Annotated in this window: 17 protein-coding genes; 13 read left to right on the top strand and 4 right to left on the bottom strand. The window is 72.1% G+C overall.

The window, feature by feature from the left end:
* Positions 1 to 44: 44 nt before the first annotated feature.
* The 3 genes from AC559T_RS10115 to AC559T_RS10105 form a co-directional block, all read right to left on the bottom strand.
* Entirely contained in the window at positions 45 to 479 is a 435-nt protein-coding gene (locus tag AC559T_RS10115; protein ID WP_112105333.1) for a gamma-glutamylcyclotransferase family protein, read from the bottom strand.
* Positions 480 to 516: 37 nt separating this feature from the next.
* A complete protein-coding gene (gene pyrE, locus AC559T_RS10110; protein ID WP_071066160.1) occupies positions 517 to 1,044 on the bottom strand; it encodes an orotate phosphoribosyltransferase in 528 nt (175 codons plus the stop codon).
* A gap of 93 nt (positions 1,045 to 1,137) precedes the next feature.
* The gene (locus AC559T_RS10105; RefSeq protein WP_071066161.1) at positions 1,138 to 1,506 is read right to left on the bottom strand and encodes a nuclear transport factor 2 family protein; all 369 of its coding nucleotides are present in this window, start codon (positions 1,504 to 1,506) and stop codon (positions 1,138 to 1,140) included.
* Between the two features lie 177 nt (positions 1,507 to 1,683).
* On the opposite strand from AC559T_RS10105, the gene AC559T_RS10100 reads away from it, so the two are divergent.
* Positions 1,684 to 2,547 (top strand): helix-turn-helix domain-containing protein, encoded by an 864-nt coding sequence (locus AC559T_RS10100; protein WP_498868559.1) that lies wholly within the window; start codon positions 1,684 to 1,686, stop codon positions 2,545 to 2,547.
* Positions 2,548 to 3,594: 1,047 nt separating this feature from the next.
* Here AC559T_RS10100 and AC559T_RS10095 read toward each other — a convergent pair.
* On the bottom strand, positions 3,595 to 4,374 hold the full coding sequence (locus tag AC559T_RS10095) for a GntR family transcriptional regulator (RefSeq protein WP_498868558.1): 780 nt from the start codon (positions 4,372 to 4,374) through the stop codon (positions 3,595 to 3,597).
* Positions 4,375 to 4,672: 298 nt separating this feature from the next.
* Here AC559T_RS10095 and AC559T_RS10090 point away from each other — a divergent pair, with 298 nt between their 5' ends.
* The 12 genes from AC559T_RS10090 to AC559T_RS10035 all read left to right on the top strand — a co-directional run bounded on the left by AC559T_RS10090 (position 4,673) and on the right by AC559T_RS10035 (position 14,590).
* A complete protein-coding gene (locus AC559T_RS10090; protein ID WP_498868557.1) occupies positions 4,673 to 5,257 on the top strand; it encodes a DUF6284 family protein in 585 nt (194 codons plus the stop codon).
* Positions 5,254 to 6,369, top strand: a complete 1,116-nt coding sequence (locus tag AC559T_RS10085; RefSeq protein ID WP_498868556.1) for a hypothetical protein — start codon at positions 5,254 to 5,256, stop codon at positions 6,367 to 6,369. Before AC559T_RS10090 ends, AC559T_RS10085 begins: the two co-directional genes overlap by 4 nt.
* Positions 6,366 to 6,623 (top strand): hypothetical protein, encoded by a 258-nt coding sequence (locus AC559T_RS10080; protein WP_498868555.1) that lies wholly within the window; start codon positions 6,366 to 6,368, stop codon positions 6,621 to 6,623. The genes AC559T_RS10085 and AC559T_RS10080 overlap by 4 nt, the downstream gene beginning before the upstream one ends.
* Positions 6,620 to 8,782 (top strand): FtsK/SpoIIIE domain-containing protein, encoded by a 2,163-nt coding sequence (locus AC559T_RS10075; RefSeq protein WP_498868554.1) that lies wholly within the window; start codon positions 6,620 to 6,622, stop codon positions 8,780 to 8,782. Before AC559T_RS10080 ends, AC559T_RS10075 begins: the two co-directional genes overlap by 4 nt.
* A 209-nt stretch (positions 8,783 to 8,991) precedes the next feature.
* A complete protein-coding gene (locus AC559T_RS10070) occupies positions 8,992 to 9,186 on the top strand; it encodes a hypothetical protein (RefSeq protein ID WP_498868553.1) in 195 nt (64 codons plus the stop codon).
* A gap of 58 nt (positions 9,187 to 9,244) precedes the next feature.
* Positions 9,245 to 9,436, top strand: a complete 192-nt coding sequence (locus AC559T_RS10065; RefSeq protein ID WP_498868552.1) for a hypothetical protein — start codon at positions 9,245 to 9,247, stop codon at positions 9,434 to 9,436.
* Positions 9,437 to 9,627: 191 nt separating this feature from the next.
* Entirely contained in the window at positions 9,628 to 9,852 is a 225-nt protein-coding gene (locus AC559T_RS10060; protein WP_498868551.1) for a hypothetical protein, read from the top strand.
* A gap of 120 nt (positions 9,853 to 9,972) precedes the next feature.
* Entirely contained in the window at positions 9,973 to 10,389 is a 417-nt protein-coding gene (locus AC559T_RS10055; RefSeq protein ID WP_498868550.1) for a RapZ C-terminal domain-containing protein, read from the top strand.
* Between the two features lie 72 nt (positions 10,390 to 10,461).
* Positions 10,462 to 11,214, top strand: coding sequence for a hypothetical protein (locus AC559T_RS10050; protein WP_498868549.1), 753 nt, complete (start codon positions 10,462 to 10,464; stop codon positions 11,212 to 11,214).
* A gap of 56 nt (positions 11,215 to 11,270) precedes the next feature.
* On the top strand, positions 11,271 to 11,741 hold the full coding sequence (locus tag AC559T_RS10045) for a single-stranded DNA-binding protein (protein ID WP_498868548.1): 471 nt from the start codon (positions 11,271 to 11,273) through the stop codon (positions 11,739 to 11,741).
* A gap of 112 nt (positions 11,742 to 11,853) precedes the next feature.
* Positions 11,854 to 12,201, top strand: coding sequence for a hypothetical protein (locus AC559T_RS10040; RefSeq protein ID WP_498868547.1), 348 nt, complete (start codon positions 11,854 to 11,856; stop codon positions 12,199 to 12,201).
* Between the two features lie 934 nt (positions 12,202 to 13,135).
* Positions 13,136 to 14,590, top strand: a complete 1,455-nt coding sequence (locus AC559T_RS10035; RefSeq protein WP_498868546.1) for a replication initiator — start codon at positions 13,136 to 13,138, stop codon at positions 14,588 to 14,590.
* Positions 14,591 to 14,623 lie beyond the last annotated feature (33 nt).

Genomic DNA, 14,623 nt, shown 5'->3' with positions numbered 1-14,623 from the left:
ACCTGTCACCGCGGCGGCCTCGGCACGACCTGACCACGCATCTGTCACCGCGGCGTTCCCGGCACGACCTGATCACGCCACAGCCGGCAGCGGCGGACGAATCCGGCCAGGTGCTCGGCCGCGAAGCGGTCCGGGTCCCAGTCGGACGTCCGCACGTCGGTCACGTCACGCCAGAGATAGGCGACCGCCGAACCACCGCCGACCAGGGTGAGCTCGCGCGCCTCGTACGGATCGCCCTCGAAGAGGTCGAGCAGCTCGCGTTCGATCCTGGTCAGACCGCTCAGGCACCTGCCCGAGCACACGTCGCCGGGGCGTGCGGGGACCAGGCCCGGGTAGCTCCGCCCCGGCAGCGCCGCCGCCCGCCAGCCGCCGACGGCCGCCGGAGTGATGGTCGGCACCCGGCCGAGCAGCGCATCGACGACCACGTCGAAGCGCAGCGTCCCGTAGACGAACAACGCTCCGGCCACGTCCGAAGTCATCCCGGTCCCGCGTGTCCGACGTCAGGCTGTCCGGGTGCTAGCGAGCCGCGTCGAGGTCGGCGCGGGTGAGGGTGGGGAGCAGCGTCAGGCCGATCTCCGCGAGCCGCTCCCGGCCACCCTCCTGGCGATCGATGACGCACAGGACGTCCTCGACGACCGCGCCCTGCTCGCGCAGCACCCGGGTGGCGTCGAGCACGGCCCCGCCGCTGGTCACCACGTCCTCGACCAGGACGATCCGCCGACCCTCGACCTCGCCGCCCTCGGCGATGCGCCGGGTTCCGTACTCCTTCGCCTTCTTGCGGACGAACCTGGCCGGCAGGCCGGTACGGGCCGACAGCAGCGTGGCCAGCGGAACGCCGCCCAGCTCCAGGCCGGCGAGGAGATCTGTGTTCGGCGGGAGATGCACCGCCATCGCCTCGACGATGTCGGCGAGCAGCGCCGGCTCGGCCTCGAACAGATACTTGTCGAAGTACTCGGTGCTCGTACGGCCCGACCGGAGGAGGAAGGTCCCGGTCAGGTGGGACGCCGCCCGCACCCGGGCGGCCAGCGCTTCGATGTCGGCCACGTCTGCCGACTCTACGGCCCGCCACCGCGCCGCCAGCAGGCTTCGGCCGGACGGCGGAGGCGGTGCGGCCGGGTCGGGGCCGGAGGTAACGGATCAGGCCCCCGCGGGCACCTTGTCGAGGAAGCCGAGCACCTGGGTGATGCGGCCGTCGGCGCCGCGTTCGATCACGTCGAACCCGACGACGAGGGGTTCGGCACCGGGCTGGCCGAGGCCCCAGGTGAAGCGGGCCTGGGCGTGGTGGGCGTCGACCTGCCCCAGCATGGTCATCGTCAGGCCGGGGAACTGTCCCTGCACCGCTCCGATCATCGTGTCGATGGCGTCGTGGCCCTCGGCCGTGGCGATCGGGTCGACATAGCGGGCCCCGGGGGCCAGGGCCTTCGCCACGGCAGCCCTCCGTAGAGCGGGGTCGGTCTCGTTCCACGCGGCGATGTAGTTCAGGGCCAGGGTCGCGAGGTCGTCCACGGTGTGTCCTCACTCTCGGATTCATCATTGTCGGATTCACCGGCGGATCTGGCTGCCGGGCGGCGGACCTGCCCGGCCGCTTCGGCGGTGGGACCGATGCTGCCGGCCCGAGGTGCGGCCCGTCGATTACCTGTGAAGTCATGGCCCGACGACGGCGGCGGCGCCTACGGTCGTGCCATGAGCCTCGCCCGCGAGCCCGGTCGGCCGGTGGGAGCGTTGCTGCGCGGCTGGCGGGAGCGGCGCAGGCTCACCCAGCTGGACCTCGCTGAACGCGCGAACGTCTCGACGCGCCACATCAGTTTCGTGGAGAACGGGCGGTCCCGACCGACAAGCGAGATGATCATCTCGCTGTCCGGGCATCTCGACGTCCCGCTCCGGGAACGCAACCAGCTGCTGCTGGCCGGAGGCTACGCACCGGCCTACTCCGAGAGCGATCTCGCCTCGCCGCCGATGTCCGCGGTGAGCGCGGCGATCGACCGGGTGCTCACCGGCCTCGGGCCGCTGCCCGCGGCGGTCATCGACCGGCACTGGGAGCTCGTCGCCGCGAACGACGCGATCGACCTGTTCACCGCGGGCGCGGCCGCACGGCTGCTGGAGCCCCCCGTCAACGTGCTCCGGCTCAGCCTGCACCCCGAAGGCATGGCCCCGCGCATCCTGAACCTTCCGGAGTGGAGGGCACACCTGCTCGACCGGCTGGCCCGGCAGGCCGACGCGACCGGTGACCAGGTCCTCCGGGACCTCCACACCGAGCTCAGCGCGTACCCCGTGCCCGACCGCGTCGCAGATGGGGCTGCCGACGGCGGCGAGCGTGGCCGTGCGGGACGCCCGGCCGAACCCTGGACGGCGAACGGCATAGTCACCCCGGTGCGCTACCGGTCACCCCGGGGCGAGCTCTCGCTCTTCACCACCACCACCGTTTTCGGCACGCCCACCGACGTGACCGTCTCGGAGCTCGCGGTCGAGACCTTCTTCCCAGCGGACGCCCCCACCGCCAGTCTTCTCTACGGATCCGCTCTTCTCTACGGATCCGCACGCACCTGATCGGTCCCTGCAGGCCGGGGCGGCCCCGGGCGGTCCGCCGTGAGCACTGGTGACGTCCGTTTGGTGCATGTCTCCCAGCCCAGACCGGCCGGTCGGCCCTGACCGCACAGACCCACGGAGTCTCGAGCCAGGCAGCCGTGGCCCAGGTCGGGCTGCACGCCGCCTTACGCACGCCGCTCGACCGTCGTAGGGCGTGTCGGCGTGCCCTGAGCTCGGACCCCGACAGTAGCCATGCTCGGTGGGACCGGTCGGGGACATGGAACAGGCCCCGGATTCTTCTCCAGGGCCTGTGTCGCAGCATGTTCCCCGGGTAACCCGGGGTGGTGGCAGGTGATGGATTCGAACCATCGTAGGCTGAGCCGACGGTTTTACAGACCGCAACCTTCAAGGTCGGATCATGGCGCTCACCTGCGGCGATGGATCGTCCAGCCCTGCGGTGACCGTAGGAATGCACGTACTGTGCATAACCCCGTGATCGAAAGGCTCGCCGCGACGCTCCGACGCGCGGACCGGGCGGCCGGGACGACACGCCCGGCGAGCACGGCGCGCCAGCGCCGCGCGCAGTCCGGAGCGTGGCGGCCCGGCCGGGGTCCTGGTCGGCGCGGCGCGTGCGGCGTGATGAGCCCTGGTGAAGATCTCTTCGCATACCCCGGGCTGAGTGGATCTCCCCGCAGGACCGGCGGGCTTGCCCTACCCCGGGTTCTCCTGGCCGTGCAAGGGCCGCCGCGATTCTCGAGCCCGACTCCGCCGCCGGCCCTTGCACGGTTGGGAGGTTCCGGGGTAGCCCTTGGGCGACGGTTCTGTGGGGTGATCCACGGGGTCTTGCCCTTCCCCCTCCCTGCTTGGATCGGCCGGGGTCTGGGGCAGAGCCCCAGGTAGTTCTTCCTGACATGCGAACGGCCGGTACCTGCGAGAGGTACCGGCCGTTCGCGTTACTGGCGCGGCCCGCCAGGGCCGCCCTTGAACAAGTACGGAAAGTTGGCACAGGGCTTCGGTACCGGTCGGGTACCGGCCGATCGTTGCTGCCTCGGCTCGCCTGTCCAGCGCCTAGTCGTTGTCGATCCAGTGACTGAAAATGTACCGGCTCCCGCCCGGGATGATCGTCAGGTAGACCTCGCAGTGCGTCCCGCTCGCCTCGATACTGGTGCGCGTCGTTCGAGCAACGGGAGTTCCTGGCGGGATGTCGAGGGTCGACACTTCCTCCGGCGTCGGCATTCGGAAAGTGGTCAGGTCGTGGTACAGCTTCGCGACATGGCCGACGTCCTCCAGTTCCTGGTCGTCCCCCTCCGGGATGTCCGCAGGGTCCGGAAGCCTGGAGTTCTCGACGAAGGCCAGCGGATAGAAGCTGTCGCCGATCATGGATGGTCGATCGTTGACCCACATGACGCGACGCCGCGCCAGTACGCGCGTATCGGCGCCATCCAGGCCGAGCAAGCTCGCGATCTCGTCATCAGCGTCGATCACCTCGCAGGTGACAACCTGATGCGACTTCTGGATGCCTTGGCCTTCGACCAGGGTCGTGAACGAGTCCGTGCCTGAGCTGAGGCGCACACGGCGGGAGCCGAACTTGTTGGCCTCGTACACGATCGGTCGTTCGCTGGGGACGAAGACTCCCCGCCCCTGTTCGGATACCAGTAGGCCTTCGTTCCGAAGCGTGCCGATGGCGCGTCGGATGGTGCTTCGTCCGGTGCGGTACTGGGCGATCAGCTCTGCCTCGCTGGGGAGCTGCTGACCTGGCGAGAGTTCGCCGTTCTGGATCTTCCTTCGCAGGATCGCCGCAAGTTGCTGGTACTTGGGCCTGTTCGGATCGTGCCCGCTGATGACCATCCTTGCCACCTCCGTTGCGATGCCCCCTCAGCTTATGCGCACAAGTGGTTGACGGACGGTCGGGCCATGGTCCACACTGAGCTTCGCACAACCGCTTATGCGCACAAGCGCTTAAGCGGAGCGGGCCCCGGGACTGCCGCCAAGCTCACCCGAGGCCCCGATCCGACCTGTCTAGGAGGTCAGACCGTTGTCCCAGCATGCCTTGCCCGACCAAGAATCCGGCCCTCGCGGGTCATCCGCGCGCCAGGCTGTCGCGCTTCGCGCTGGTATCGAGCTGTTCGCTCGGATCGGTGCTGCCGTGGATGCCACGGGTGTCCGGTTGTCGATCTCCGCGTATGACCACGTCTCGTCGATGGTGCTGGACGCGCTGGTGTGTGACCACGCTGACGTGAGCGCTCGGCTCGCCGCACTGCGGGCCGCCTCGGACGCGCTGGGTCTGCCGCTTGAGGTCACCTATGACCACCCCGGCGCGTTCGGCCTGCAAGTCGCTCTGGACATTGGCGGGGTCCGCGTCCGGGTGTTCGACCACTTCACCGGTGACGACATCCCCCCGGCCCGCGCCGCGCTCACCGAGGACGCCCCGCCGGGCCCGTCCGCATCCGAGCGGGGCCCGGTCGACGGAAAGGAGCCGACCCCGGCGGATCTGGCCGCGATCGTCGCGGAGGAGCCCCTGATCGCCGCGGAACTCGCGGTGGTGGACGCTGAGGTTGTGGTCGCCACCGGCGACTACGGCGACCTTGCGGCCCGCCGGTTGGCCACCGCCCGCCGGGACCTGGCGGCCGTCGCCACCGGCTTCACCCCGACCGGCCCGGACACCTACCGTCCGATCCACACCGCCCGCCGTCCCACTGCCCGCCTGCCAAGGGTCGGGGTGGCGTCGTGAGTTGGGCGGAGCAGCGCCGCGCGGACCAAGCCGCGGGCCGGGAACAGCACCGCGCGGACCTGGCCGCCGCACGGGAACAGGACCGTATCGACGCTGCGGCCCGCGACGCGCGGAAGCGTGAGGACCGCGCCGACCGGGATGCCGCCCGACTCGTGCACCAGGCCGCGACGGCGAAGCGGAAGGCCGAGCGTGCCGCGTGGCGGTCCGAGCACTCGGTCGAGCTGCTGATCTACCCACTGGCCGGGGTGTCCGCGGCCATGGCGATCCCGGCCATGGCGATCTACGGCCTGCACCTGTACGGCAACGTGACCGGTGTCGTGCTCCCCGCCCTGTCGGAGCTGGGGGTGTGGGCGTTCGCGATGGCCGTCCTGACGTCGCGGCGCCGTCACCCCGAGCGGCCCACGGCCATGCTCACCGCCGGGGTGGTGCTGTTCGGCGCGGTCGCCTTCGGGTTGAACTTCGCCCACGGCGCCCAGCGCAGCATGGTCACCGGGCTGGTGATGGCGGTGGTGTCCGTCGCCGGGGTCGTGGCCCACCAGCTTGCCGTCGCCGCGCCACCGCGGTCCCGTGCCGAACGTGCTCAGGCACGGATCGAGCGTGCGGCGCACCGCCGGATCGTGCGGGCTCGCCGGATCGCCGCGCGGCACGCCGTGGTCGACCTGGCCGCGGACGGCACCGCCCGTCTCGTCTACACCCCCGGCCTTTACACCCCGCATCGCCGCAAGCTCACTCCCGCTGCGGCTGCCACGACCGCACCCGCTCAAGCCGCTCCCGCGGAGCCCGTTCCCGCGGGTGCGAGTTCGACCCCTGACCTGCCCGAACAGGCCCCGGCGAGTCACCCCACCCCTGCCGTGCCGAAGGCCCCGCGGGTTCGGGTGGACAAGGGCACCCGGGTGCCTCGCGCCGCACGCACGAAGCAGCCCACGAAGCCCACCGACGACGAGCTGCTCGCCGCGCTCGACGCACTTGGTGACGCGGTCGCGTCGCAGTCGCTGCGCCGCACCGCCGCGCACCTTGGCATCGGTGAGACCCGCACGAAGCGCCTTCTCGCCGTCCACGCCGAGCGCCACCAGCCGTCCCTGTCCCTCGTGTCGGCCGGGGGCGCGTCATGACCACGGGGGGTGTGCCGGCGGAGCTGCGTCGGCTCCCGCTGTGGGTCGTCGTCCCGCTCGTCGTGATCGCTCTGATCACCCTCGCGTTGCGCGCCGTGGGCCTGGTGGTCGCGGTCGTCGTGACCGCCGTTGAACGGGTCGACGTCGCCGCCGCCATCCGGGCCGGGGTCTCCCCGTTGGGGGCGTCGTCCTGGCTCCTGACCACTGTCTCTCCCGCCCCTGACTGGGCCCGACCGGGAGGTGAATCCCGATGACCGAGCAGACCCACACCCCCGCGGACTCGCCCGAGGACACCCCGCCTGGCGGTGTCGTCCTTCCCGGCCCATGGACCCCCACCGCCCTCCCCGCTGGGGATGCGCTGGGCGGCGAGGTGATCGACCAGCACGGCCAGGTCATCACCCCCCGCCCCGCCGACGCCCCCGCGCGGCGGCCGATGGTGCTGCCCACGCTGCCGGCCGGCGGGAAGGAGATCGCCCGTGCTGCGGGTCGGGTGGCGGTGCAGTCCGCGCAAGGACACGTCGTGCTGGCCCGCCGGGCGGCGGACGCGGCCACCCACGCGGCGATCCGCGAGCAGATCCGCGCTGCCCGGGCCCGCGGTGACCGTGCCGAGATGGCGGAATGGCTTGACCGGCTCCACGTGGCGAAGGAAGCCCGCCGCCAGCGGGTGCAGAACCTCCCCGCCGTCCTGAAGGCCGTCACCGTGTCGACGGTGGCCGCGGTCGTCGTCACCGCCGCCACGCTGCTGACCGCCGGCATCCTGGCCGGGGTGATAACCCCGCTCGGGGTGGGGTGGGGCGACTACTGGCACTTCATCGGCTGGTTGCTGCGCATGCTGGTCACGGCCGCGACCGTGCTCGTTCCCCTCGCGGCGGCCGGCGCTGTTCCCGCCTGGCTGGCGATCACCCGCCGCGCCGGCCAGGACGGTGCCGTGCTGCCTGCCCGCCTCGCCCGACCCGGACAGCGGCCGGTCGACGACGCGCCGATCACCCCGTCGATCGTGGTCACTGCCCTGCGAGACCTGGGTATCGCCCCTCTGGCCAAGGCGATCCGGGCCATGCCCGACCACGGTTCGGGCATGCTCGGACCGATCCGGATCGCGGGCTGCGGCGTGGAGGTCGACGTCACCCTGCCGTCCGGCACGTCCACCGAAGAGGTGCAGGACCGGCGCCGCAAGCTCGCCGAGAACCTGGGCCGCCACGAGCACGAACTGTTCATTACGATCCCCGAAGCTGCACGCACGGTCCGGCTGTGGATCGCTGACTCCGGCGCGCTCGACGAGCCGATCGGCCCGTCCCCGCTGGTCATCGACCCCGACATGACCGCGGACTACCGCGCCGGCCGTGCCCCGTGGGGTCAGGACCTGCGCGGGGACGCAGCGCTGATCAGCCTGTACCAGCGGCACCTGCTGATCACCGGCCTGTCGAACCAAGGCAAGACCGCCAGCCTGCGCGCCCTGGCGCTGTGGCTCGCCCAGGACCCGACGGTGGAATTCTGGATCGCCGACCTCAAGGGCGTGGGCGACTGGGGCATGTTCGAGGGCATCGCGACCCGACTCGTCCAAGGCCCCACCGACGCCCACGTCATCGCGGCCACCGAGATGGTCGAAGACGCCGTCACCGAAATGGAACGGCGTAACGAGCTGTCCCGCAACGGTGGCACGTTCCGCCCGCTGGTCGTGATCGTCGACGAAGCGCAGGTCGCATTCATGTGCCCCGCCGTCGACGAGCTCAGGCGGCCCTACGGTGGCACCAAGGCCACCTCTCGCTACTTCATGGGCGCCCGCAAGATGCACAACCAGGGCCGCGCGGTCGACGTGCTCCTGTGGCAAGGCACCCAGGACCCCACCGACCAGAACCTGCCCAAGCTCGTCCGCGAAGGCGCGCACATCCGCGCCGCCCTGGTCGTGGGCACCAAAGCGCAAGCCAAGATGGCGCTCGGAGACAAGGCCGTCAACGGCGGCGCCGCCCCCCACACGCTCCGCCAGGGCCTGGACAAGGGCACCTTGGTCGTGGCCGGTGACGGTGTCCCGCTCCCCGCCGGCGAATCGTCGATCACCATCCGCACCCACTTCATCGACGACCCCGGTGCCGACGCCCTCGCCGACCGGGCCCGCAAGCGCCGCACCGCCGTCGACACCAACGCCGCCGGCACCGACGAGCCCGACGACCGCGACCCTCTCGCCGACATGCTCACCGCCCTGCGCGGCGCCGACCGGGAGCGCACCCAGGTCGTGCTCTCCCGGCTCATGGATCTCGCCCCCGGCTTCTACGAGTCCTGGTCCACCACGACCCTGCGCGCCGCGCTACGCGCCCACGAAGCCGACACCCACAAGTCCGGCCAGATGTACGTCACCGCCCAAGCCGTCCGCCACGCCATCACCGTCCGCGACCGTCAGGCGCAGGGAGGCCAGTAGGGAGGACCCGCGGACCCAGGGAGTTCTCCCTACCCGCCTCCCTCGCCCCACCTCCCTACCCCCACCAGCAGAAACGGGCCGCCAGGGAGGCGGCCAACCGCCTCCCTCCCCCTCCCCGCACCCCCCGCCAGAGCAGGTGTGCCACCCCGTGGCCTGCCTCCCTCCCTCCCCCACCACGCCCGCCAACGATCACAGAGAGTGACGATCTTATGGCGACCGGAACCCCTGTCTGCTGCGACTACTGCGACGCCCGGGCCACCCACTTCTACGACACCGAGAACCTCTGCCGCACCCACCAGCGCGCGCACGGCACCCGCCACTTCGTCACCCCGACGGAGACCCGCCGCGCCCGCGACAAGGCCACCCGCCACCACCGCGCCGCCACCGACACCCCGTCCACCTGACACCACACCCACCCGCGCCGCCCCCGCCGGCCACAGCAACGAGCAAGGAGCTCACTTCATGGCCCGGACGCAGAAGAAGCCGCAGACCACCGCCCCCGACACCGTCCAGATCGTGGGCAGGGTCCGCCCCGGCAGCCCCCTCGACCGCCTGTTCAGCCACGGCGAGTGTCTGATCGGCTGCGGCCGGAAGGCCGACGCGCCGAACGCGCTCTGCGCCACCTGCCAGGCCGAGGCCGAGGCCAGCCGGTAGGGCCGGCGCCAGACCAGCCACGTCCAGCGCGGCGACGGACGCCCCGCCGCCCACCACCACAACGGCCAGCCCTGCCCCGGCGGTGGGCCCGCTCACTGACACCCCGTTCAGCCGGGCTGCTGACCCGCCCTCAGCCGCCCGGCCCCGCACCACCCGCCGATCCCCGCCTCGCCCGCGCAAAGGAGAACCCCATGGGCCACAAGAAGACCACCGAGCCGACCGACGCACAGCTGCTGGCCGACGCCCGCGCCCGCGCCGCCCAGGCCCAGGCCGTCCGCAAGGCCACGGAGAAGGCCGAGAAGGAGATCAGGGCCGCCGCGGCGAAGGCGGAGAAGGAAGCGCAGGCCGCCGCCGACCGTCAGCGCCGCAAGGACGTCGCCACGGCACAGGCCCGCTGGGAGAAGTACGGCAACTAGCCCCGCTCCACACCCCTCCTCGTAGGGCCGGGTCCGGCGCGGCACCCCACATGACCGCCGCGCCGGACCCAGCACCCCCACCCCTGTTGATCAGCACATGGACGGAGAGGCGCTACCCCCATGCCCGAAACCGACCCCAACACCCCCGACCCGCCGACCAGCCCGACCTCCGACGAGCGCGTGCAGATCGTGTCGTTCGGGTTCCTCCACGCCCCGCCGCCGCCCGCGCACCTCACGGCCGACCTCCGGGCCCACTTCCGAGACCCCCATCTCAACCCCGCCCTGCGAGACCGGACCGCCGACGACCCGCAGGTCCGCGACACCGTCCTGCGCACCCCGGGAATCCTCGCGCTCATCGCCGCCACCACCGATGCGGTCCACGCCTTCCTGTCCGGCCCGGCCGGCGGACCCGTCACCGTCGCCGTCGGCTGCGCCGGAGGACGCCACCGCGCCGCCACCGTCGCCCACGAACTCGGACACCGCCTGGGTGTTCCCGTCTCTCACCGCGACCTCGGCAAGCCCGTCGTCCACCGCTGACGACCGACCCCACTGCCAGCCCGCCGCACCGATCCCGATCCCTGCCTGACGTATCCGAACGAGGAGACCCGCATGCCCGCGTCCACCGCACTCGCCGACCCCACCACCGTCATCACCCTGGCCGGGCCGCCGCCGACCGCCACCGCCCCGGACCGGGTCACGCTCACGGTGACGATCGCTGGCCTGTTCGACGTGCTGACCAACACCGTCCGCGCGATCGGCACCGACCTGACGTTGCCGTCGATCGCCCGGCTACGGCTGCACATCGCCGACGGGCGGCTGCACGCCACCGCCACCGACCGGTACCGCATCCACCGGGACTGGACCCCGCTGTTGGACAACACCCCCGCCCACCTGCCCGACCCCCTGTTCCTGTCCACCTCCGACGTCGCCACCCTGCGCGCGCTGCTCCGCCGCCGCCTCGCCCCAGCCACGCGCACCGCCCCCGCCACCCTCACCGTCGGGCTCCCCTCGCCCGACGGTGAGCTGCGACCGGTCCGCCTCACGGTCGGCTCCCGCCGCACCCACCGCGACAGCCTCACCGTCGTCTCGGTCGCCGACCCGGACCTGCCCTACCCCGACATCGCCGCGCTGGACGCCCGCTTCCCGGCCATGGGCGCGACCGGCGCCGTCCAGCTCAACCCCCAGTTCATCGACGACGCCGGGCGGTTGACCCACGACGGGCGGCCCGTCTCCCGCCGCGCCGGACTGCTGTTCCACTTCCGCACCGCCCGCACCGACGGTGAGGCGGGCCCCATCCGGATCACCCACCCCGAGCGCCCCTCCTGGGCCGCCGACCTCATGCCGATCCGGATCGACCAGTAGCCCAACCCCCGCCGCCCCACCGCCCGCGTTCGCATCGCCACCGCAAAGGAGCCGTCATGGCCGGCGAGACCACCCTCACCGTGATTGGGAACCTCACCTCCGACCCGGAGCTGAAGTTCACCCCGAACGCCGTCGCCTACACCGGGTTCACCGTCGCCTCCACCCCCCGCACCCTCGACCGGCAGACCGGGAAGTGGATCGACGGGGAGCCGGTGTTCCTGCGCTGCTCGATCTGGCGGCAGGTCGCCGAGCACGTCGCCGAGTCCCTCACCAAGGGCACCCGCGTCATCGTGACCGGCAGGCTCAAGCAGCGCAGCTACGAGACCCGTGAGGGTGAGAAGCGCACCGTCTTCGAGCTGGACGTCGACGAGATCGGCCCGTCGCTGCGCTTCGCGACCGCCCGCGTCGTCAAGGCCACCCGCGCCACCACCACCCCGTCCGGACCCGCCGCCCCGCCGGCCGCCGCGCAGTCGGAGGACCCGTGGGCGGCCCCGGCGGGGTCCTACCCCAGCGAGCCGCCGTTCTGAGCCGTCCCTGACCTCTCGTGGTGCGGCAGGCAGGCCCCCGAAACGTCCGGCCAGACCCGACGGGGCCAGCCCGCCGCCACCACTCCAACCCCTCGGAAGGGATCTCCTCATCATGCCCGCTGTGACGGTCGGCGAGTGGGCCCGCGGGCAGGTCGACGCCTGGCGGCGGACCCCCCGCACGATCACCGGCCCGGACGGCAGGGCCTACCCGAACCCGGCCCGCGCCGCCGCCCGCCACCAGGCCGAAAGCGCGCTGAAGACCGTCGCCGCGCACCTGCTGATCCCCCCGGATGAGGTCGGCCCGTGCGCGGCCTGCCACGCCTACCACCACCGCTACGGGCCCGGCGGACGCCCGCTGTGCCCCACCTGCCACACCGCCGCCACCGGCCGGACCCGCCCGGCCGGTCGGACCGCCCCGGCCGGCGTCATGGGTGCGGATGTGTGCCGGGAGGCCGCGTGATGCTTCCCGCCGCACTACCTGCCGTGGTTCCCACGGTGCTACCTGCCGTGGTTCCCACAGTGCTTCCTGCCGTGGTTCCCGCGTCACGAGCGGCGGGATCTGCGTTGGTGCAGGTCAGCCCCTATGGGCAACCAGCGCTGGTCCACTCGACATGTCTTCTCACGTCGCCACCCGCCACATCCGCCGGGATCCCACCGCATCCCACGAGCGCCGGCCGCGAGTTCGCCGCGCCTCCGGTTGCCCGACCGCGCCTGGCGCTGTCCGCCGTCCTGTCAGCCGCGCTGTCACCGGTGCTGTCTGCCGTGCTGTCAGCCGCGCTGTCAGCCGCGCTGTCTGCCGTGCTGTCAGCGACACCCACGGCCGGACGGGCGTCGTCGCAGGTCAGCCGGCGCAAGCAACCCGTCTTGGCCGATTCGACATGTCTTCTCACGTCGCCACCCGCCACATCCACCGGGATCCCACCACTCACCCCTCGGGGCCGCACGCGGCCCGGGGGCTCGGGCGTGCCCCGCGACGCGCGTTCACCGCGCCCTGTCGCGTCCGGGCCAGCGACCGTCCTTTCCCTACATGCCGGTCACACCGCACCGGCCAGCGTCGTGGACGCGGAAGTGCACCGGGAGGCCGCGTGATCCTCACCATCGGCAAGGAGTCCCCGTGGAGGTGTCGCCGCCCGACCGGCGGGGCGGAAGCCCGGACCACCAGCCCGCGCCGACCGCGACGGGTCGTTGTCCGAATGTTGACCGGGTGGTCGGAGCAACACGGACAGTCAGCCCGTTGGCACAGTCGGGACCACCCAAAAACTCGCGCCCCCAGTGGCAGCAGCCCTAAGCGTGGGTGCAGGCGTAGGCAGCCTCACCGTTACACGCGGCATCCAAAAATCCTCTTCTCGGTCCCGATCTCGCCATGCCTGGCTATCGGCTGAGAAGAGACCACGATGCTTCCTGAGGTGCTTGCCGCGTCCGCGGCCCGGATCGCGGACGGAACCTTCACCGCGCTCTGGGCGCAGATCCAGCGCACCAATGGATGCGCCCACCCCGTCCGCCTCACCGGCCAGATCCGCCAGGTCGACAAGGCGACCGGGGAAATCCGCCACGTGTTCGACTCCGCCGGCATGCCCGACGGCACGATCCTCGTGCCCTGCGGGAACCGGCGGGAGACCGTGTGCCCGTCGTGCTCCTACCTGTACGCCGGGGACGCCTGGCAGATCGTCCACGCCGGTGTCTCCGGCGGCTTCGACGTGCCCGACACCGTTGCCGAACACCCCGGCCTGTTCGTCACCGTCACCGCCCCGTCGTTCGGCCCCGTCCACTCCCGCCGGGCCAACCACGGGCCGACACGGAAGTGCAACGACCGGCCGGGCCGCTGCCCCCACGGACGGCCCCGCGGCTGCCGGCTCGTCCACACCGACGACGACCCCCGCCTCGGTGCGCCGATCTGCCCTGACTGCTGTGACAACGCCCGCCTGGTTGTCTGGAACCGGTTCGCGCCCCGGCTGTGGAAACGCACCGTCGACCTCACCTACCGGCGCATGGCCCGCCTCACCGGCCTGCCTCTCGAAGGCTCCCCCGGCAACCCCGGCATCCGCCGCCGCATCCGGATCAGCTACATCAAGGTCGCTGAGGGACAGCGCCGCGGCGCGATCCACTTCCACGGCGTGTTCCGCCTCGACGACGCCACCATGCCCCCCGAAACCTGGGCGCCACCCGCCGAGGACTGGGCCACCGCGGAGCTCCTGGCCACCTGCTGGCGCTGGGCCGTGCGCCACGCCGAACAGCCCTGCCCCAACCCGCACCGCCGCCGCCCCGGCGCCCCGGCGACGCTCGCCGTCCGGTGGGGCGAGCAGGAACGCACCGAAATCCTGACCGTCGACGGCGGGGAGCTCACCCCCCGCACCGTCGGGAACTACCTGGCGAAGTACACGACGAAGTCGGTCACCGACTCCGGCGCACTGGACCGGCGCATCCGCAACGCCGAAGACCTCTACGCCCGGTGCGTGTCCCTGCCCGCCCACCTGGCCGACATCGTCAAGACCGCGTGGAAGCTCGCCGCCTGGCCAGAGTTCCGCGCCCTCGGGATGGACCGGTGGGCGCATCAGTTCGGCTTCAACGGCCACTGGATCACCAAGTCACGCACCTACTCGACGACCTTCGCGCGCTGCCGGGAACGACGCCGGACCTGGGCCCGCACCCACACCGCCGCCGGCGGGGAACGCGAGCCGCTCGACGCCTGGGGACGCCCCGAAGACGACGACGTCGTCATCACGATCGCGGAATGGGAGTTCCACGCCGCCGGCTACGCCCGCACCGGAGACCGACTCCTCGCCGAGATGGCCGCCGATCAGGCCCGGTCACGACGGGAGGCCGCCCGGAACGGCGAAACCGCCGCCTGACGACCCCCCGCCCGTGCCACGACCTCGACGCAC

Origin of the sequence: Frankia sp. Hr75.2 (assembly GCF_949319125.1) — a bacterium.
GTDB lineage: Bacteria > Actinomycetota > Actinomycetes > Frankiales > Frankiaceae > Parafrankia > Parafrankia soli.
The sequence above is the reverse complement of the archived record's forward strand: the minus strand, read 5'-3'. Positions and strand labels throughout refer to the sequence as shown.